The sequence below is a fragment of the Rhizobium sp. 01T417 genome (assembly GCF_056398905.1).
On the sequence record NZ_JBFTQH010000051.1, the window covers coordinates 1 to 20614 of the forward strand.

Below are 20614 nucleotides of genomic sequence, written 5' to 3' on the forward strand. Positions count from 1 at the left end.
TACGCCCACGTCGTCTCCGACTTTTCGGTCGCCAACGTCTGGGAGAACTCCCATTCGCTTGTGCCGCTGCTGTTCAAGTTGTCAGGCGTCTGGGGCAATCACGAGGGCTCGATGATGCTCTGGCTGCTGATCCTGGTGCTGTTCAGCGCCCTGGTYGCGSTCTTCGGACGGAATTTGCCCGATACGCTGCGGGCAAACGTGCTCGCCGTGCAGGCCTGGATATCGGTCGCCTTCATCCTGTTCATCCTGCTGACCTCCAATCCCTTCATGCGGCTGGATCCGGCCCCGGCCGAGGGGAAGGACCTCAACCCGGTGCTGCAGGACGTCGGTCTGGCGATYCACCCGCCGCTGCTCTATCTCGGCTATGTCGGCTTCTCCGTCTGCTTCTCCTTTGCCGTGGCTGCCCTTCTCGAAGGCCGCATCGATGCCGCCTGGGCGCGCTGGGTGCGGCCCTGGACGCTGGCTGCCTGGACGTTCCTGACGCTYGGCATCGCCATGGGCTCCTACTGGGCCTATTACGAGCTCGGCTGGGGCGGCTGGTGGTTCTGGGATCCGGTCGAGAATGCCTCCTTCATGCCCTGGCTTGCCGGGACCGCGCTGCTGCATTCGGCGCTCGTCATGGAAAAGCGCGAGGCGCTGAAGATCTGGACGGTGCTGCTTGCCATCCTGACCTTCTCGCTGTCGCTGATGGGCACGTTCCTCGTGCGCTCGGGGGTCYTGACCTCGGTGCACGCCTTTGCCAGCGATCCGACCCGCGGCGTCTTCGTCCTGTTCATTCTGCTGATCTTCATCGGCGGGTCGCTGTCGCTCTTTGCCTTCCGCGCGCCGCAGCTGTCGGCCGGCGGCTTGTTTGCGCCGATCTCGCGCGAAGGGGCGCTTGTCCTCAACAACCTGATCCTCACGGTCGCCTGCGGCACGGTGCTGACAGGCACGCTCTATCCGCTGCTTTTGGAGACGCTGACCGGCGACAAGATCTCGGTCGGGCCGCCCTTCTTCAACATGACCTTCGGCCTGCTGATGGCGCCGCTGCTGGTCATCGTTCCCTTTGGCCCKCTGCTYGCCTGGAAGCGCGGCGATCTGCTCGCTGTTCTGCAGCGGCTCTATCTGGTCGCGATCCTGGCGTTTGTTGTTGCGGTGGTCTTCTTCTATGTCCAGCACGGCGGTCCCGTGCTTGCCGTGCTYGGSCTKGCTGCAGCGCTGTTCCTGATCTTCGGYGCGATCGCCGATCTGTGGTATCGCGCCGGCGTCGGCAAGGTSGCGGCCTCCGTCGCCTGGAGACGCCTTGCCGGTCTGCCGCGCTCGGCCTTCGGCACGGCGYTCGCGCATGCCGGGCTTGGTGTTGCCGTCCTCGGCATCGTCGCGGTGACCACCTTCGAAACCGAGCATGTCATCGAGATGAAGYCCGGCCAGACGGTGGAAGCCGGCGGCTACGCCGTGCGGTTCGACGGCATGAAGCCGGCGRCCGGACCGAACTACAGCGAAGAGCGCGGTCACTTCACCATCGGCCGCGGCGGCGTCGAGGTTGCCGATGTCTGGTCGTCCAAGCGGATCTACACGGCGCGGCAGATGCCGACGACGGAAGCCGGCATCGTGACGTTCGGGCTGAGCCAGCTCTATGTGTCGCTCGGCGATCCGACGAACGACGGTGGCATGGTCGTGCGCATCTGGTGGAAGCCCTTCATTCTCTGCATCTGGGGTGGCGCGGTGATCATGGCGATCGGCGGCTTCGTGTCGCTGAGCGACCGGCGCCTGCGTGTCGGGGCGCCGAACCGCAGGGCAAAGCCGCTGCGTCCTGCCATGGAGCCGGCCGAATGATGAGGCGTCTGCTCCTGGTGATAGCGATAGTTCTGTCGGCCGCGCCGGCCTTTGCCGTCAAYCCGGACGAGGTTCTTGCCGATCCGGCGCTCGAGGCGCGCGCCCGGGCCATCTCCGCCGAACTGCGCTGCATGGTCTGCCAGAACCAGTCGATCGACGATTCCAATGCGGAACTTGCCAAGGACCTGCGCCTCCTGGTGCGCGAGCGGCTGACCGATGGCGATACGAACAAGCAGGTGATGAACTACATCGTCTCGCGCTACGGCGAGTTCGTGCTGTTGAAGCCGCGCTTCGAGACGAAGACGATCCTTCTGTGGGGCGCGCCGCTTCTGCTCGCCGTCGCAGGCGGCCTCTCGCTGATCGTCTTCGCACGGAAATGGGTAGGCCGGCCGACGGGCTCCAAGCTGACAGCCGAAGAACAGGCTCGCCTGAGAGAATTGCTCGACGAGTGATCCTACGACCGCCTGTTGAGGCGGCGGCGCACCACAGACGCGACAAGCACCCCCGTGAATGCCAGCACCACACTACCGGCGGCAATAGGTCCTGCCGATGGCGAATAGACGTCCATCATCGCGCCGACCGAGGACGAGCCCGCCGCGCTGCCGACAGCGTAGGCGAGGGCGAAGGCCGCACTTCCCGCGACAAGCGTGTCCCCGGCATAGCGCTCGCCGAGGATCGTCAAGGCGCAGGTGTAGAGCGAAAAACTAGCAGCGCCCATGATGCCGAACATCACCAGGATCGCCGCCTGCGACTGAAGAAACGGGATCGCGATGAAGCTCAGCCCGGCGAGCAGGCCGGAGCAGATGGCGACGCCAAAGCGCGAGGTCTTGTCGAGCAGCCAGCCGACGACAGGTTGGGCAAGCGCGGTCGGCAGCGCGAGCACCGTAACGCTGATGGCGGCGAACGCCTCGGAATAACCGAGCCGGACGAAATAGACGGGCATCGCCGCAATGGCGGCAATGTCGGCGAATGCAAATGCGACGACCATGCAGATCAGCATCGGTGCGCTTCTGACAAACTTGAAGAGCGCTCCCGAGGCGGCCTGCTCGGGAAGCGTCCGTGCTCTCCGGGTAAGGATGATCGTCAGGAAGGCGACGCAGGCGACGTAGACGGCAAGCAGGGCGAAGGCGAAGCCTTGCTCCGTGCCGAAGATCGGGATCACGAGCGGACCCGCGGCAAAGCCACCGCACATGCCGGCGCCGTAGAGACCGGAAACGCGCCCGCGCAGGCGGTCGGGACAGGCGGTGTTGAGCCAGGCCTCGCTCAACATGAAAATCAGGCTGACGAAGAATCCGAGAAAAAGTCGGGCGACGCACCACACCCAGAACGAGTCGAATGTTGCGAAAGTGGAGAGGCTGACGGCACAGCCGATGAGGCCTGCGACGATCAAGCGATCGCCGCGGACTTTTCGCGACAGCCACGTGACCGCAAACGTTGCGACAGCAAGGCCCGCCGCAAAGCAACCGGCGTTGAAGCCGATGAGGCTGGGTGCAACGTTACGATGCTCGAGGACCAGAGAAATCAGCGGGTAGGTCAGTCCCTGTGCAACCGCGAAGGCGGTGACACCGAAGACGACGGCTGCCAGCGCGGCAGTGTCGGGCGCAAAATCCTCCCCCGTGACCACATGGGCCATTGTCTCGTCCTCCTCCGGTTGTGGAAAGGAGGCTTATCGACTCACAGAGCCTTAGTCGAGGGCGAGATTGCTGCATGGATCGCAACGCGTCGTATTGCACATTACGAATTTTTCATCGGTCGGACAGTTCGCAGTAAGGTGTGCCGTCCTATATCTTGCTTCATCACCCGATCTGGTCATCCCGATCCTGTAGATGTTGAAGTCAAAGAAGGTGCACTCATGTTTAAGAATATCAAAGCTCCGTCGCTCAATACCGCGCTGAAGGCTTCGACCGTCGCCGGCCTTGCCGCTGCGGTGTTTGCGACCGGTATTCCCCTCGAAATCACCCGTTCTTATGCCGAAGCCGTAAAGGTTCAGGCCCCGTCTGTTCCTAGCTTCGCGAACGTCGTCGATGCGGTTTCGCCGGCAGTTGTTTCCGTGCGTGTCGAAAACCGTGTCAACCCCGTCGCCGATGACGAGGGCAACGGCTTCGCCTTCGACTTTAATGGCCGTGGTTTCGACGATCTTCCGGATGCCCTGAAGCCTTTCTTCCGCCAGTTCGGTGAGCAAGGTCCGCAGGGCCAGCAGGGCCGTCGTGGTCCGCAGGGTCACCATGGCCCGCAGGATGGCAAGGGCCGTCTGCGTCCGGTTGCCCAGGGCTCGGGCTTCTTCATTTCTGAAGACGGTTACATCGTCACCAACAACCACGTCGTTTCCGACGGCGCGGCATTCGTTGCGGTCATGAACGATGGCACCGAGCTTGATGCCAAGCTGATCGGCAAGGACCCCCGTACGGACCTCGCCGTCCTCAAGGTTGATGGCAAGGGCCGCAAGTTCACCTACGTCAACTGGGCCGATGACAACGGCGTTCGCGTCGGCGACTGGGTTGTCGCTGTCGGTAACCCCTTCGGTCTCGGTGGTACGGTAACGGCCGGTATCGTTTCGGCTCGTGGCCGCGACATCGGCTCCGGCCCGTATGACGACTATCTGCAGGTTGACGCTGCTGTGAACCGCGGCAACTCCGGTGGCCCAACCTTCAATCTCAGTGGCGAAGTCGTCGGCATCAACACCGCGATCTTCTCTCCGTCGGGCGGCAATGTGGGCATTGCGTTTGCCATCCCGGCGTCTACGGCCAAGGATGTCGTTGCTGACCTGATGAAGGACGGCCAGGTATCTCGCGGCTATCTCGGCGTGCAGATCCAGCCCGTCACCAAGGACATCGCCGACTCGCTCGGCCTTTCGGAGGCGAGCGGTGCGCTTGTCGTCTCCGCTCAGGCTGGTACGCCTGGTGAAAAGGCTGGCATGAAGGCAGGTGATGTGGTCACCGCCGTCAACGGCGAAACCGTCAAGGATGCCCGCGACCTCAGCCGCCGTATCGGCGCCATGACGCCCGGCAAGAAGGTCGAGCTCTCCGTCTGGCGTGCCGGCAAGGCTCAGTCTCTGACGGTCGAACTCGGAACGCTGCCCGCCGAACAGAAGGATGCTTCCGCTGACGACGGCGATCAGGCACCGGAAAGCCAGGCTCCTGCTTCCGAAAAGGCTCTGGCTGATCTGGGCTTGACGGTTGGTCCTTCCGAAGACGGCAAGGGTCTGCAGATCACCGGCATCGACCCGGATTCCGACGCGGCCGACAAGGGCATCAAGGAAGGCGAAAAGATTACCTCGGTCAACAACCAGGAAGTCTCCAACGCTGATGATGTCGTCAAGGTCCTGAACCAGGCGAAGAAGGATGGCCGCACGCGGGCACTCTTCCAGATCCAGTCGAAGGAAGGCAGCCGCTTCGTCGCCCTTCCGATCAATGGCCAGGGTTAATCCGCCAACCCTGACATAGGGGGGAGCCGCGCCTTCTGGGCGCGGCTCCCTTTCGTCCATATCCGTAGGTGATCGCAATGACCTCTTCGCAACAGGAAGAAGCTTTGAGCCTTGCCGAAACGCAGCCGGCAGGTAATGTCGACCGCATGAAGATTCTCATTATCGAAGACGATCTCGAAGCAGCGGTCTACCTCACCAAGGCATTTCGTGAGGTTGGCATTGTGGCCGATCACGCGAGCGATGGCGAAAGCGGGCTCTTCATGGGCTCGGAAAACAGCTATGACGTGATCGTCATCGATCGTATGTTGCCGCGCCGCGACGGTTTGTCCGTCATCAGCGAATTGCGCCGCAAGGGAATTCATACGCCGGTTCTCATTCTCTCCGCTCTCGGCCAGGTGGACGACCGCGTGACGGGCCTCAGGGCGGGTGGTGACGACTATCTGCCGAAGCCTTATGCCTTCAGTGAACTTCTTGCTCGTGTCGAGGTGCTTGGCCGCCGCAAGGGCACGCCGGATCAGGACGTTGTCTATCGCGTCGGCGATCTTGAACTGGACCGGCTCGCGCATGAGGTTCGACGCGGTGGCAAGGAAATACCGCTGCAGCCGCGCGAATTCCGCCTCCTCGAATATTTGATGAAGAATGCCGGTCAGGTCGTGACCCGGACGATGCTTCTCGAAAACGTCTGGGACTACCACTTCGATCCTCAGACCAACGTCATCGACGTTCATGTTTCGCGACTGCGGTCGAAGATTGAGAAGGACTTCGCCCAGCCGCTTCTCAAGACCATTCGCGGTGCGGGGTATATGATCAAGGACGAGGGATGAACCGCTTCTGGTTTCTCTTCAAGTCTACGGCAGTCCGCCTCTCGGCACTTTACATCCTGCTCTTCGCCATCTGCGCCGCGACGCTGGTCTTCTATGTGACCGCGATGTCCGAGCGGCTTCTGACCAACCAGATCCGCGAAGCCGTGCAGCAGGAGGTCGATCAGGTCCAGCGGGCCTATGATGCCGGGGGCATGAACCTTCTTCTTCGGACGATGGAGCGTCGCGCGCGCCAGCCCGGTGCCAATCTCTATATCATTGCCGGTCCCTCGGGCGATATCCTCGCCGGTAACGTCGCATCTGTGCAGCCCGGGGTGCTCGATGAGGAGGGGTGGACCTCCATGCCCTTCACCTATCAGCGTTATGCGGAAAGCGGCATCAGTCGCCGGCACATGGCCGTTGCCAACATCTTCGTGCTGGACAACGGGTTGCGTCTGCTGATCGGCCGCGACCTCGGGGAGCCCGAGGCATTCCGCGGGCTGGTCCGGCAGGCGCTGATGATCGCGCTCGCGATCATGGGTCTCGGGGCGATCATCATCTGGTTCGGCATCGGTCGAAATGCCTTGAAACGCATCGACCGCATGTCAGATGCCAGCAAGAAGATCATGGCTGGCGACCTCTCGCAGCGTCTTCCAGTCGGCGGTTCCGGCGACGAGTTCGATCGCCTGTCTGTTTCACTCAATACGATGCTCGGGCGGATAGAGAAGCTGAACGAGGGATTGCGACAGGTCTCAGACAACATTGCGCACGACCTCAAGACGCCGCTGACGCGGTTGCGCAACAAGGCCGCCGACGCACTGGACACCAAGGACGGCGAGGTTCGACGCGTCGCGCTTGAGGGAATTATATCCGAGTCCGATCAGCTGATCCGTACGTTCAATGCGCTGCTGATGATCTCGCGCGTCGAAGCGGGATCGGTTGCCGCAGAAATGTCGGCGGTCGACCTCTCGGCGATCGTGGCAGACAGCGCTGAACTCTATGAACCCGTCGCCGACGAAGCCGGGTTGGTGCTCACATCATCGATCCAGCCGGATATCGAGGTGCAGGGCAACCGCGAGCTAATCGGCCAGGCGATTTTCAATCTCATCGACAATGCCATCAAATATTCCTCGGATGCCGAGGGCCACGGCGATATCGCGCTGAAGCTGCTCCGCCGGGCCGATGGCATTTGCCTCTCAGTCGCTGATCATGGGTCGGGAATCCCGGCCGAGAAGCGGGAGGATGTGCTGAAGCGCTTCGTGCGGCTGGATGAAAGCCGCTCCAAGCCCGGCACCGGCCTTGGCCTCTCCTTGGTCGAGGCGGTGATGGAACTGCACGGCGGGAAGCTGGAATTGTCCGATACCGATCCGCAAAATCAGGAAAAGCGCGGCCTCACGGTCAGTATGATCTTTCCGGTGAATAGCTCTCCGCGAACACGTTGACTACTGATTGAATTCTGTGTTGGCCATCGCTGCCACAGACCCTAGGTTAGATTCCAGTTGCCGGAAGTTCTGTGATTCTCCCCGGCGGTTCTCGGTTCTGTTCGCCAGGGAGGGTGCATGCTGACGGGTTCGAGGCATAGCCTTGTGGAAGTAGCCGACGGGCTGCTGAAACCGCTGAACAAGAGCGAGTTGAAGCTTGCCCAGACGGATCTTCAGAAGATCGGCAAAAGCGAACCTGCCGTGGCGGAGATGCTCAAGGCGGACGGCACGCTTCGCGACTTCATCACAACCGCACTGACCTTGTCTCCCTATCTACGCGAGATTGCCAACATCGATACGGCAATCGTCGCAACTGCGATTTCGGAGCCGTTGGAACCGCGCATCGAGGCGATGATCGCGGAGGCGCGTTCCTGCTGGAAGCCGGCAGCAAATGGCGAGGCGCCGAGCGAAGCGGAAGTCATGAGCCGCCTGCGCATCATCAAGCGCAAGGTCGCTTTCCTCGTCGCCCTGGCGGATCTGGCCCGGATTTTCGACGGTCGCGTGACGACCGCCTGGTTGAGCCGGCTCGCAGAAGCATCCGTCAGCGCGGCGATCGATCACCTTCTGCTTGCTGCTCACGATGGGGGCAAGGTAACGCTTAAGGACGTGACCGCGCCCGGTGAGGGCTCGGGGCTGATCGTTCTTGGCATGGGCAAGCTCGGCGCATCGGAGCTCAATTACTCATCGGATATCGATCTGGTCGTGTTCTTTGACGAACAGGCGGGGATCGTCGCAGATCCTGATGACGCGATCGAGATCTTTCCGCGTCTGATGCGGCGGCTCGTACGGATCATGCAGGAACGGACCGCCGATGGATACGTCTTCCGCACCGACTTGCGGCTGCGGCCGGATCCGGGATCGACGCCGCTTGCCATCTCGTTCGATGCGGCAATGATCTATTATGAGGGCAGAGGGCAGAACTGGGAACGTGCCGCTTTCATCAAGGCACGGGCGGTCGCTGGCGATATCCAAGCCGGCGAGCAGTTCCTGCGCGGGCTGGTTCCGTTCGTCTTTCGCAAGTATCTCGACTACGCTGCTATCGCCGACATCCATTCCATCAAGCGGCAGATCCATGCGCACAAGGGATATGGCGCAATCGCGGTCAAGGGCCATAACGTAAAGCTCGGTCGTGGCGGCATCCGCGAGATCGAATTCTTCGCGCAAACGCAGCAGTTGATCGCCGGCGGCCGGATGCCGGCACTTCGTTGCCGCGGTACCGAAGAGACGTTGGCGGAGCTGACAAAAGCGAAATGGATCGACGAGGAGACGCGCGACGAGCTGACCGAGGCCTATTGGTTCCTTCGCGACGTCGAGCATCGAATTCAGATGGTGCACGACGAGCAAACCCATCTTTTACCCGAGACCGAAACCGATCTGAAGCGCATCGCCTTCATGATGGGGTTCGACGACACGCCGAGTTTTGCCACGCGCCTGGTCGAGGTCTTCAAGACGGTCGAGCGGCGCTATGCCCGCTTGTTCGAACAAGAGACCAAGCTTTCAACAGAAACGGGCAATCTGGTGTTCACCGGTCAGGCCGACGATCCCGATACGCTGAACACGCTGCGCAAGCTCGGCTTCGAGCGCCCGTCCGACATTTCTCGCGTTATCCGCACATGGCACTACGGTCGCTACAAGGCGACGCAATCCGTGGAGGCACGCGAACGGCTGACTGAACTGACACCGGAGCTGCTGCGCGTGTTCGGGGAAAGCAACCGCGCCGACGAAGCGATCCTGCGTTTCGACAGCTTTCTCTCCGGCCTGCCCTCCGGCATTCAGCTGTTCTCGCTCCTTGGCAGCAACCCGGCGCTTTTGTCGCTCATCGTCAACATCATGTCCTCGGCGCCGAAGCTGGCAGAGGTCATTGCCGCCAAGCCGCATGTGTTCGACGGCATGCTTGATCCCGGCCTGATGGCGGAATTACCGACGCGATCCTATCTCGCCGAACGCATACGCGGCTTTCTCGCGCCCGCGCGGTACTATGAGGAGGTGCTCGATCGACTGCGCATCTTCGCGGACGAACAGCGCTTCCTCATCGGCATCCGGCTGTTGACCGGCGCGATCCGAGGCGCCATGGCCGGCCGCGCCTTCACTCATCTGGCCGATCTCGTCCTTGAGGCAGTGCTCGATGCCGTCATGAAGGAGATCAGGACGGCACATGGCGATTTTCCGGGTGGTCGTGTGGCTGTGGTCGGTATGGGTAAGCTCGGGACCTTCGAACTCACTGCAGGTTCCGACATCGATATCATCCTGCTCTATGATTACGACGATGAAGCCGCCGAATCATCGGGCCCCAAGCCTCTGGACTCGACGCGCTATTTCACCCGCATCACCCAGCGGCTGATTTCGGCGCTCTCGGCGCCGATGGCGGAGGGCGTGCTCTATGAGGTCGACATGCGCCTCAGGCCCTCGGGAAACAAGGGGCCGGTCGCCACCCGCATTAAGTCCTTCGAAAAGTATCAGCGCGAGGAAGCCTGGACCTGGGAGCATATGGCTCTGACGCGTGCCCGCCTCGTGTGCGGCGACAAGGAATTGATCAAGGAGGCTGAGCGGATCATCGCAGACGTGCTTCGTTCGAAGACCGACGCAGAGAAGATCGCCAAGGACGTGTCGGAGATGCGGGCCCTGATTGAGCAGGAAAAACCGCCGGCCAGCATCTGGGACCTGAAGCTCATTCCGGGCGGCTTGATCGACATCGAATTCATCGCGCAGTATCTGCGGCTCGTGGCCTCCACCAAAGGCATCGCCATCGAGGAGGACGACTTCAATACGGCAGGGCAGGTGAAGTTAGTCGGCGCGGAGCTGATGGACCGCGATGATATGGAACTCTGCCTAGCGACACTGTCGCTCTATACCGATATCTCACAGCTCATCCGCCTATGTATCGATGGCTTGTTCGAGCCGAAGGAGGCGCCGGCGGGCCTCATTGATCTTGTCTGCCGGGCAGCCGATTGCCCTGACATCAAGACGCTTGAGGGAGAGATCAAACGGCTCTCGAAAGCCATCAGGAAAGTATTCCAGATAGTTGTGAAAACTTAGCGGTCGTCGTTCGGGATGTGCAGGGAAATGACGGTGCCGATCGCCTCGCGCGAACGGATCTTCATTTTCCCGCCTTGAAGGATCGTCAGCGACCGCGAGATCGCGAGACCGAGGCCAGAGCCTCCCTTGCTTTTCGCGTACTGGTTTTGCACCTGTTCGAAAGGCTGGCCGATCTTGCCGAGCGCCGCGCGAGGGATGCCGATGCCGGTGTCGGCAATCGTCAGCATGACGCCGCTGCTGGTACGACGCGTGCGCACGGCGATGTGACCGCCTTCGTTGGTGAACTTCACGGCGTTGGAGAGCAGGTTCAGCAGGATCTGCTTCATGGCACGGCGATCGGCGGTCAACCGCATTCCATCGCAAAGGCGCTGTTCGACGAAGATGTTCTTTTGGGCGGCCGGGATTGCTGTGAAGCGAAGGCTTTCCTCGATGAGCGGCGCGAGATCGATCGTCTCGCACTCGAGCTTCATGTGGCCGGCCTCGATCTTCGACATGTCGAGAATGTCGCTGATGACGTTCAGGAGATGCTTGCCGCTGTCGTGAATGTCGCGGGCATATTCGTTGTACTTCGACGAGCCGAGCGGACCGAACATCTGATCCTGCAGGATCTCCGAAAAACCGAGGATTGCGTTGAGCGGCGTGCGAAGTTCGTGGGACATGTTTGCCAGGAACTCGCTCTTCGCACGGTTGGCGCCTTCCGCGCGCTCCTTCTCGAGCAGGTAGTTGGAGTTGGCGACAGAAAGGGCCGCCTTCTGGCTTTCCAGCGTCTGGCGGGAAGCGGAGAGATCTCCGATCGTCGCCATGAGACGGCGTTCGGAGTCGCGCAGGCGCTCCTGGTTGCGCTTGAGCAGCGTAATGTCGGTGCCGACCGAAACCATGCCGCCGTCGCGCGTACGGCGCTCGTTGATCTGCAGCCAGCGCTCGTCGGCAAGCTGTACTTCGGTTGTGCGGGAATAACCGGAGCCATCTGCGTCGGCGATACGGCGTTCGATCACGGGGCGCGCGGCGGCAGCATTGACGACTGTGCGCTCGGTGCCGGGGACCAAGACGCTATCGGGAAGTCCGTACGCCTGCTGGAAGTGCGCGTTGCACATGACGAGGCGGTCGTTCTTGTCCCAGAGCACGAAGGCTTCCGATGTGCATTCGATGGCGTCGGCCAATCGCTGATCGGCCTCGGCATAGCGCTGGGCGAGGCGATGCTGCTCGGTCACGTCCATCGCGATACCGATCATGTGGACGCGGCCGGAATTGGTGCGGATCGCCTGCGCGCGAGCCCGCATCCAGACATAATGGCCGCCGGCATGCCGCATGCGGAAGATCTGGTCGACCTGGCCCGCATCACCGCGAGCGATTGACCGGGCGATTTCGTAGACGCCGCCGTCATCCGGATGCATCAGGCGGGCGGCATCGCTGAAGCACATCGTCCGGTCCGAGCCGGGAAGCCCAAGCATTTCGTACATCGAGCGCGACCAGTAAAATTCGCGGCGGTCGAAATCGAAGTCCCAGAGCCCACAGCGCCCGCGCGACAGCGCGGTTTCGACGCGAAGGTTCGACTCCAGAAAGGTATCGTCGGCATCGCGGGCGCGCTTCACCTGCATATAGTAGGCGTAGAGGATGACGAGCAGGATCGAGGAGATGCCTGCGAAGAGGGTCACGTTCAGCGTGACCTCGTCTCGCCAGAGCTTGCTGATCCGCTCCAACGACGTTGCCGCGATGACATAGCCGCCGGAGTTGCCGATGAGCGTGATTTCCGCGTAGTGCGGAAGCCCGCTGATTGTTGTCTCGATGACGCCAGCGCGATCGCCGAACCGGCGAACCGCCGAGATCTCTGAGAAGAAATCGCCGACGCTGGCGCCGAGGTAAGCCGAGCCGGCGGCAGTTGCGGCAAACACCTTGCCGCTTGGCTGCACGAGCAGCACGAACGCATCGTCATCCAGGCGGTCCTGCGGAAGGAAGCGCGCCAGCCTAGCCTGCGCCTGCGCGGCATCCGCGGTTTCGAAGATCCGGTTGGCATCGGCGAAGGCCGCGGCGGCGGTCGCGGCGGCAAGCGCGGTGGAGTGACGGGCAGCGGCTTCTGTCCGCCCGTATTCGGAGACCATTCCAAAGAAGTGTGACGCGGCTACAACCGTAAGGAAGGCTACGATCAGGATCGGAATAATTCGCTTCAGGACGATTTCGACCTGCGACAGGCTGCGCGAAGACGATGAAGTCATGGCGGAGCGGCGGACTGAAAAGCTGTCCCGCCAGGCCAGGAGGCCGTCGAAATCGACACGCAGCCGTCCCTCGGCTGCGGTTGCCCGCCGCACGTTCATCATCTCTTCAGCCTTGATCCCTCGTGTGATTCGCAGCGCCGCTCGCCCGAACCTAACTCAATGAATCACTGGTGATTCGCCTTGTCCAGAGGAAAAGGTAAAAATCTGTTAACCGATTCTAGATGCTGAATTTTCTTTGGCGGTCAGAAGGTCGCTGCGACCAGCGCAGCGGCCTTCGACAGCAAATCACCCTTTCAGGGTGCGTTCCACGATGTCACGGACGTCGGTCGAGAGCTCCGCGGCGCGTTCGATTTCCAGCAGGGCAGCGCGGGCATGGTCCTGTCGAACCGGCTCCAGGGAGCGCCAGGAACGCATCGACGTCAGAATGCGCGCGGCCAACTGAGGGTTGCGCCGGTCGATGTCGAGAATCTCGCGTGCGAGGAAGCGGTAGCCCTCTCCATCGGCCCGACCGAAGCCTGTCGGATTGGCAAAAGCGTAGGCGCCGACCAATGAACGGACGCGATTGGGGTTGGTCCTCGTGAACAGAGGGTTCTCCATGAGCTTCAGCACCCGATCGAGCGTGCCGCCGCCTGGTATCGTTGCCTGCACCGAAAACCATTTGTCGATGACCAGGGCGTTCTCGGAGAACCGATCCCGGAAGGTCGACAACGCTTCGGCAGCTTCCGCGCTGTCTGGGAAACGGTGCGCAAGGACCGTCAGCGCATGCAACAGGTCGGTCATGTTGTTGGCGGCATCGAAGGCAGCCTTGGCGCGTACCGGCGAATTCTCGGCATAGGAGAGGTAGGTCAGCGCGGCGTTGCGCAGGGCGCGGCGACCCGCGCTCGTTGCGTCCGGGCTGAAGGTGCCGGGCGTCGTCATCGAGTCATAGAGTGCAGCGAACGTGTCGCGTCCGGCGTCGGCAACCTGTTTCATGACTGCCTGGCGGCCGGCGTGGATTGCGTCCGGATCGTTATTGCCCCCGAGTTCGCGGGCAATATCGGCTTCGCTGGGCAGCGCCAGGGCCTGGGCGCGGAAGGCGGGTTCCAGACTCTCGTCAGCCGCCGCGGCGATGAGGCTGTCGACGAAGGTTGTCTCACAACCGACGGGGTTTCCTTCCCGTGCATCGCGAGCCGCCTTCAAAAGGTTCGGAAGTGCAAGGTCCGTCAGGGCCTGCCAGCGCGCGAAATGGTCCGTCTCATGGCGGGCGAGCAGCGCCAGGTCGGCAGGCGACTGGTCGAAATGGAGATTGATGGGAGCCGAGAAGCTGCGATTGATCGAGACCACCGGTCGCGTCTGGATCCCGTGGAATACTGCCGTTTGGGTGCGCTCTGTGAGATGCAGAATGGCGCCGGTATATTCCGCACTTTCAACGGAAGTCGGCGCTATGGCTGCTCCATCCTCCGCAAAAAGTTGCAGGTTCAGCGGAATGTGCATCGGCTGCTTGTCGGACTGACCCGGGGTTGCAGGGATCATTTGCTCAAGCGAGAGGCTGAAGGCTTTTGCGGCAGCATCGTAACAGCCGGAAGCGGTAACCAGCGGCGTGCCGGCCTGATGGTACCACAGTGAGAATTGTGTGAGATCGCGCCCGCTGGTGTCCTCGAAGCATTTCACAAAGTCCTCGATCGTGACAGCCTGGCCATCATGACGGTCGAAGTAGAGGTCCATGCCCTTCTTGAACGTCTTCTTGCCAAGCAGCGTCGCGATCATTCGCGTGACTTCGCTGCCCTTCTCGTAGACGGTTGTCGTATAGAAGTTATTGATTTCACGGTATTTTGTCGGTCGAACAGGATGTGCGAGCGGGCCTGCATCCTCTGGGAACTGCTCGGATTTCAGGTGGCGGACCTCGGCGATGCGCTTGACCGGGCGCGAGCGCTGGTCGGCCGAGAACTCGTGATCACGAAAGACGGTCAGGCCTTCCTTCAGGCACAGCTGGAACCAGTCGCGGCAAGTGATGCGGTTGCCGGTCCAGTTGTGGAAGTACTCGTGGGCGATGATCGCTTCGATGTTGGCGTAGTCGCTATCCGTGGCCGTTTCCGGATCGGCAAGGACGTACTTGTCGTTGAAGACGTTGAGGCCCTTGTTCTCCATCGCGCCCATGTTGAAGTCGGAGACGGCGACGATCATGAAGATGTCGAGATCATATTCGCGCCCGAAGACCTCTTCGTCCCACTTCATCGAACGCTTCAGTGCGTCCATCGCGTAAGCGGCGCGCGGCTCTTTGCCGTGCTCGACATAGATCTTCAGGGCGACCTCGCGTCCGGACATCGTCGTGAACGTATCTTCGATGACGCCGAGATCGCCGGCGACCAGCGCAAAGAGATAGCTCGGCTTAGGATGCGGATCGAACCAGGCGGCGAAGTGCTTGCCTTCGCCATAGCCAGCACCCCCGAGGAAATTGCCGTTCGACAGCAGCAGCGGGTTGGCGGCCTTCTCGGCAATGATGTTGACGGTGTAAGGCGCCAGAACATCGGGGCGGTCCTGGAAATAGGTGATCCGCCGGAAGCCTTCAGCCTCGCACTGCGTGCAATAGATACCGCCGGTGCGGTAAAGGCCCATCAGTTTCGTATTGGCTTCGGGGTTGATGATCGTAGTGATCGTCAGCTCGAACGGTTCTGATGCGGGTAGATCGCGGACCGTCAGGCTTTCCGGCGTTGCCGTGTATTGGTCGGCCGGCATTTCCAACTGATCGAACAGCAGGCCGGAAAGCGTCAGTTCATCGCCGTCGAGCATCAGCGGAGCCTTGGGATCGACACCCTCGCGGCGATGGAAAATCAGTCGTGCTTCAACCTTGGTTTCAGTGGGATCGAGCTCGAAGGTCAGATCCACGCGTTCCAGAACGAATTCGGTGGGCTGGTAGTCTGCCAGATTGATGACCTGGCCGGTATCTGTACGCATGGTGTTCCCTGAAGACCTTGAGCGGATGAGTGCTTCGTACGCAGAGTAGGCACTCCGCCACAAATTTTGACGGGCATCTTTACACCAAAGTCTGAACCAAAGTTAAAGCGAAATCGCGGCAACGGCAGATTCGGAGGATCTTGGAACGGCCAAATCTAGGCGGTCCGTGACTAGGATTTTAGGTTGAGGGTTGCCCTTATCGCCTCATCGTCTTCAGTCCGCTGAACGACGACGCCATGCCAGCCCAAGCCATCGTAATCCTCGTAGCCGAGTGTCCGGGCGAAAGCGACAATTGAGCCGTTGTTATCATAGTAGCTACCGCGGGCCGTACCTGCCTGGTTCTGAAGCGCAAAATGGCTGAAGAGAAGGTTGGGATTGCTGGAGGCGATGATCCTGTTTGATCCATCGAGCAACATCACGGTCGTTTTCTCTGCTATCTGCGGAGGCAGGTTGGCTTCGGTTTCGACGATCGCCTGTCCCTGCTTCTGCCAGTCAAAATACACACCCAGTGTTCCGAGAGTTTTGCCGTGGAGCGTGCCACCCTCGCGCACTGCCGTTGCATAGACAAGGGCGGTGCGGTTGCCATGCAGATGGCTGTCGCGGACATCGTCGACGATGTAGTCGTCTCCCGACGCGCAGCGTACGGATGCTTGGAACCAGCCGTCGCCTGCAAGCGATCTTCCGGCGGTCTTGCGCTCAAATTCAGGGTTTGCCGAGGCGATCACCTGACCTGAGGCATCTGTCAAAACGAGGTCGAGATAGACGGTGTAGAAGCGATTGATGACCCCAAGTCGTTGGGCAGCGAAGGTCGCCCTTTCCTTTGTCGGCTCCTGCAGCGCCTGCCAAAGCGCGGCATCGGTCGCCCACCACCGCACGTCGGCGGTTCGCTCGAAGAGATTGCGGACGATCAGTTGCACGAGAGTTTGGGCGAGATCGGTAAGCCTTACGCCCTCCATCTCGTTCACGAGCGCTTCCGCCATGACGCGGGAATGCCCGATACGCCCAATGACGTTGCCTTCGAATTTCCCTGAAATGTCGCTTGCGACCTGTGCCAGCCGCTGCACCTCGTTGGCAACGACAGCAAAGCCTTTCCCGGCTTCGCCGGCGCGGGCGGCTTCGATCAACGCATTGATTGCAAGAAGCTTGATCTGCTTGACCACATGCGAGTTCGCGGCGCTGAAACTTTCAAGATCGGTGCCGATTCCCTCCGTTACCGCACGCATCAGCCGCGGTGTGGCGGTCAACCGTTGCTGATCGTTGTCCCTGGATTTGAGCTGCGTCATGGAAATTGCCCCGATAGCGATGCAAGCTGAGAGAAAGAGGACTGAAATATCGGCCAATCAATGCGATTCTATGGTTTCCGAAGCGTTAAGGCGGACACTCATCGGATGAACATTTTTGGGCACATCTCAGATTTGATGAAAATTTGTGCGATCCGATTGATTGAGCATCGAAATTTTCCGATTTTCTATCTGTTCATTCGGCCCGGCGACTGTCACAGTCGAGATGTGCCGAGTCTGGCGCGTCCTCCTGCCTCCAAACAGCAATCCAAGAGTTCAAGACATGCGGTCGGCTACGGGAAACCCGATGAGGGGTATTGCGTTCAAGGTCGGCTCGGTGGTTGTTTTCCTGGCAATGCAGACCTTCATCAAGCTCGCCGGCAGTGACATCCAGCCGGGGCAGGTGACGTTCTGCCGCTCCTTCTTCGCACTGTTTCCCATCATGGCTTACCTTGCCTATCGCGGCCAGTTGCGATCGGCATTCTATACGGCCAATCCGATCGGTCATCTGAAGCGGGGAACGCTCGGCATCATATCAATGGGGCTCGGCTTCTATGGGCTGCTGCACCTGCCGCTGCCGGAAGCCATTGCACTTGGCTACGCGATGCCGCTTGTCGCCGTGATCTTCGCAGCTGTGTTTCTCGGGGAAACTGTCCGAATCTACCGCTGGAGCGCCGTACTTTTCGGGATTGACGGCGTGGCCATCATATCGTGGCCGAAACTGACCCTTTTCCGTGAGGGCGGGATCCATGCCGAGCAGGCGATTGGCGCGCTAACGGTGTTGCTGGCTTCGGTGCTCGGCGGCATGGCGATGATTCAGGTGCGACGATTGGTCGAGGAAGAGAAGACCGCCACGATCGTCCTCTATTTTTCGATCACCGCCACGGTGTTCTCACTCGTGACAGTGCCGTTCGGCTGGCAGGTCCTTGATCTGGCGCCGCAATTGTTTCTCATCTTGGCCGGCTTCTGTGGGGGCGTGGCGCAGATCCTGTTGACGGAGAGCTACCGGCACGCTGATGTCTCGACGGTTGCGCCGTTCGAATACACATCGATCGTCATCGGCGGTGTCATCGCGTATTTCGTGTTCGGCGATATCCCAAGCGGGGCCACACTCCTGGGGACAGCAATTGTCGTGGCGGCCGGAATATTTATCATCTACCGCGAGCACCAGTTGGATCTGGAGCGCCGTGGGGCACGGCAGGCCGGATCCTGAAGGCCGCCTGCAATCGCAGCTTTGTGACGACGCAACGGAAGTTCTCGCGTTTTGCGGGAGAAATTCAAACGAAATAGTGAACGACATCCGAACAGTTCTTGCGTCTTATGAACTTGACGAAGCATCATTTATTCGCAAATGCGCATGTTATGGGCCGGTCGGACGTCCTGGTGCCTGGGGAGTGCCGACGCCGGATACGTGCGTCGGGAGAAAAATGCCTCTTAGTGCCGAAGACTTGGTTGCGAACCCGAAGTTCATCCTGGCCCTCCGCTTCCATGCGGGGCGCATGCGCGGCATGTTCAACACCGGCCCGCGATTGGCGCGTTTGCTTGCTTCACAACAACGCTGGTTGCTGACGCAGACTGCCTATGCGCTTGCCATGGAGCGCGATCCCGCAGATTCCACGTCGGGCTTCACGGCGGTTCGGCTGACGCGCGAGATCACATCGCACAAGGTGGCCAGCCGCAACACGGTGTTGAGCTTTATCGACGAACTCGTCACCTACCGCTTCATCGCCTATGCACCAGGAGCCGAGCGCCGACGTCCCCGCCAGTTCGAGCCGACGGAAATCAGTCATCAGGCGATGTTTGGCTGGTTGGTCTCCAATCTGGGCGCTCTCGATCTGTTGGACGGCGGAAGCCGGGTTGCCCATGTTGAGGCTCACCCGGAACTGGTCCGCGTCATGCAGCCGCGAATTGCACTCAATTGCCTCCAGGATCCCCAGTGGACAGAGCCCCCAGAGCATGTGGCGCTCTTCCAGTGGAACGACGCTGGCGGACTGATCGTCGATCATCTTGTCTCGCGGATCGATCTGGACGGCGACGATCCCGAGCGCGTCGTGGTCGGTCATGTTGACAGTCGCGCACTAGCGGCGGATTTCATGATATCGCGTACACACTTGCAGCGGCTTTTCGCCAAGGCGGCGCAGCAAGGATGCATTGGTTGGGATACGATCGACAAGAAACCCGTGCTCTGGATGTCGCGTTCGTTTGTCGAGCAATACAGTCGGTGGCAAGCGATCAAGTTCGCCTATGTGGACGACGCGTTCCGCTGCGAGGCGTGATTCCCACGAGGCGCGCGGCCCCTCGAGGATCCAGGTCGGTGAGAATTGCTCAGGCAGGCAACGCGACAAGAGGCCAGCAAATGCCAGCCTCGGCCTCAGTATTGCTGAAAGTCCGCAAAGATCATGGCGGGACGCGCGATGCGCCCGCTGGCGCCAGTCCCGCGAGCAACCATTTGCTCGTTCGTGGCGAAGCCAATGCGGCTGTAGCTTTGCGTTGTGCGGCCTTGCTCGCTAGCAAGGCGAAGGGTTTCAAACCCACAGTGTATAGGACGAAAACGTGCAGTCATTGCCTTGGTTCCTGTTGATTCCTCCCAAGACACAGCAATATATTGCACTGCAACATGAACTTTTCAATGCATTAGAATAAACGGCAGATATGCGAAAAACGCATAGGTGTTTTCACAAAAGATTTGTATTTGCCTATTTTCAGGGCACGTCAGAGCGCTGCCAGTTTGGCCTGAAAAGCCAAAAGATCGTTCCAGGCCAATCGTTTGTTGACTGGTGCCGTCAATAGATCCTGAGGGTGCAATGTCGCAATCGCAGGAATAATGCGGTTTCCGACCGCAATCTCTCGCCATTGCCCGCGCAACCCGTGAATCGTATCGGTTTCGCCAAAAAAGACCCTGGCGGCAAAGTTGCCGAGTACGAGAATCGCCTTCGGCTCGGCAAGAGCAATCTGCCGCTCGATGAAAGGACGGCAAATATCCATTTCGGCGGTCGACGCAATGCGATTGCCCGGTGGTCGCCAGGGAATGACCTGCGTCAGCAATATGGCGTCGCGCTGCAGACCGATTGCCCCGAGCATCTTGTCGAGCAGTTGGCCAGGCCGTCCGGAGAAGGGCTGGCCTTCACGATCATCGTCCGCCCCTGGCGCCGAACCGATCACCATGATCCCGCTGGCCGCATCACCGCTGGCGAAGATCGTCGAGCGTGCGCTGTGCTTGAGATTGCATCCGTTGAATGCGTCGAGCGCCGTTTTCAGTTCCTGAAGCGAACGGGCGCTCTCGGCGGCGAAGCGTGCCTGCTGCACGGCCTCGCCATCCGGGATCGAAGGCTGCGGCCGCTGGGCTGCACGCTCGGGGGCGGGAGCGTTCCTTTGTGTGGTCTGAGCCGCCGGGCGGGCCGTGGACTCCCGAACGTCAGCAGTCTGCGGCGAAGGGACCGTGCTTCGCCTTGCCGCTTTCATTGCCTCGAACTCAGCAAAGCGATCGACAGCTTCCTCCTCGAGCAGCCATTCCACGCCGGCTTCGGCATGGAAATGCAGAAGCGCGGCGAGTTCGCCCGGAGAGAGTTCGCTGACGGAGATCATAACGGTGACCTTAGCGAAGCCGAGACGTCAATGAAAGAGCACGATA

At 60.7% G+C, this 20614-nt stretch carries 14 protein-coding genes; 8 read left to right on the forward strand and 6 right to left on the reverse strand.

Annotated elements, in window-relative coordinates:
- Positions 1-1815 (forward strand): heme lyase CcmF/NrfE family subunit (locus AC1DPR_RS28530; protein WP_477817680.1); only part of this gene is annotated, 1815 nt, incomplete at its 5' end.
- Complete coding sequence (locus tag AC1DPR_RS28535; protein WP_477817681.1) at positions 1812-2267, forward strand: cytochrome c-type biogenesis protein; 456 nt, start codon at positions 1812-1814, stop codon at positions 2265-2267. The genes AC1DPR_RS28530 and AC1DPR_RS28535, both read left to right, overlap by 4 nt.
- A gap of 2 nt (positions 2268-2269) precedes the next feature.
- Here AC1DPR_RS28535 and AC1DPR_RS28540 read toward each other — a convergent pair whose 3' ends face one another.
- On the reverse strand, positions 2270-3448 hold the full coding sequence (locus AC1DPR_RS28540; protein ID WP_477817682.1) for an MFS transporter: 1179 nt from the start codon (positions 3446-3448) through the stop codon (positions 2270-2272).
- A 219-nt stretch (positions 3449-3667) separates the two neighbouring features.
- Here AC1DPR_RS28540 and AC1DPR_RS28545 point away from each other — a divergent pair, with 219 nt between their 5' ends.
- From AC1DPR_RS28545 to AC1DPR_RS28560, 4 genes are all read left to right on the forward strand, one after another.
- Positions 3668-5239, forward strand: a complete 1572-nt coding sequence (locus AC1DPR_RS28545; RefSeq protein ID WP_062374591.1) for a Do family serine endopeptidase — start codon at positions 3668-3670, stop codon at positions 5237-5239.
- Between the two features lie 146 nt (positions 5240-5385).
- Entirely contained in the window at positions 5386-6063 is a 678-nt protein-coding gene (locus AC1DPR_RS28550) for a response regulator transcription factor (protein WP_192241547.1), read from the forward strand.
- Complete coding sequence (locus AC1DPR_RS28555; RefSeq protein WP_025659900.1) at positions 6060-7481, forward strand: sensor histidine kinase; 1422 nt, start codon at positions 6060-6062, stop codon at positions 7479-7481. Before AC1DPR_RS28550 ends, AC1DPR_RS28555 begins: the two co-directional genes overlap by 4 nt.
- 117 nt (positions 7482-7598) lie before the next feature.
- Complete coding sequence (locus tag AC1DPR_RS28560) at positions 7599-10556, forward strand: bifunctional [glutamine synthetase] adenylyltransferase/[glutamine synthetase]-adenylyl-L-tyrosine phosphorylase (RefSeq protein WP_113471596.1); 2958 nt, start codon at positions 7599-7601, stop codon at positions 10554-10556.
- Here the strand turns inward: AC1DPR_RS28560 and AC1DPR_RS28565 are convergent.
- From AC1DPR_RS28565 to AC1DPR_RS28575, 3 genes are all read right to left on the reverse strand, one after another.
- Positions 10553-12871, reverse strand: a complete 2319-nt coding sequence (locus tag AC1DPR_RS28565; protein ID WP_113471595.1) for a PAS domain-containing sensor histidine kinase — start codon at positions 12869-12871, stop codon at positions 10553-10555. The two genes, AC1DPR_RS28560 and AC1DPR_RS28565, sit on opposite strands and share 4 nt — an antisense overlap.
- Positions 12872-13054: 183 nt before the next feature.
- Positions 13055-15703, reverse strand: a complete 2649-nt coding sequence (gene pepN / locus AC1DPR_RS28570) for an aminopeptidase N (RefSeq protein WP_113471594.1) — start codon at positions 15701-15703, stop codon at positions 13055-13057.
- A 170-nt stretch (positions 15704-15873) separates the two neighbouring features.
- Entirely contained in the window at positions 15874-16986 is a 1113-nt protein-coding gene (locus AC1DPR_RS28575; protein WP_113471593.1) for a methyl-accepting chemotaxis protein, read from the reverse strand.
- A 280-nt stretch (positions 16987-17266) separates the two neighbouring features.
- Here AC1DPR_RS28575 and AC1DPR_RS28580 point away from each other — a divergent pair, with 280 nt between their 5' ends.
- Together AC1DPR_RS28580 and AC1DPR_RS28585 are read left to right on the forward strand one after the other, a co-directional pair.
- Positions 17267-18196: a DMT family transporter gene (locus AC1DPR_RS28580; RefSeq protein ID WP_477817683.1), complete on the forward strand. Its 930-nt coding sequence runs from the start codon at positions 17267-17269 to the stop codon at positions 18194-18196.
- A 214-nt stretch (positions 18197-18410) separates the two neighbouring features.
- On the forward strand, positions 18411-19259 hold the full coding sequence (locus tag AC1DPR_RS28585) for a hypothetical protein (RefSeq protein WP_113471592.1): 849 nt from the start codon (positions 18411-18413) through the stop codon (positions 19257-19259).
- 95 nt (positions 19260-19354) lie between these two features.
- Here AC1DPR_RS28585 and AC1DPR_RS28590 read toward each other — a convergent pair whose 3' ends face one another.
- Positions 19355-19546 carry a hypothetical protein gene (locus tag AC1DPR_RS28590; protein ID WP_018857476.1) on the reverse strand — a complete coding sequence of 64 codons (192 nt, stop codon included), beginning with the start codon at positions 19544-19546 and terminating at the stop codon, positions 19355-19357.
- A 149-nt stretch (positions 19547-19695) separates the two neighbouring features.
- Positions 19696-20568, reverse strand: a complete 873-nt coding sequence (locus tag AC1DPR_RS28595) for a uracil-DNA glycosylase family protein (RefSeq protein WP_113471591.1) — start codon at positions 20566-20568, stop codon at positions 19696-19698.
- Positions 20569-20614: the final 46 nt, after the last annotated feature.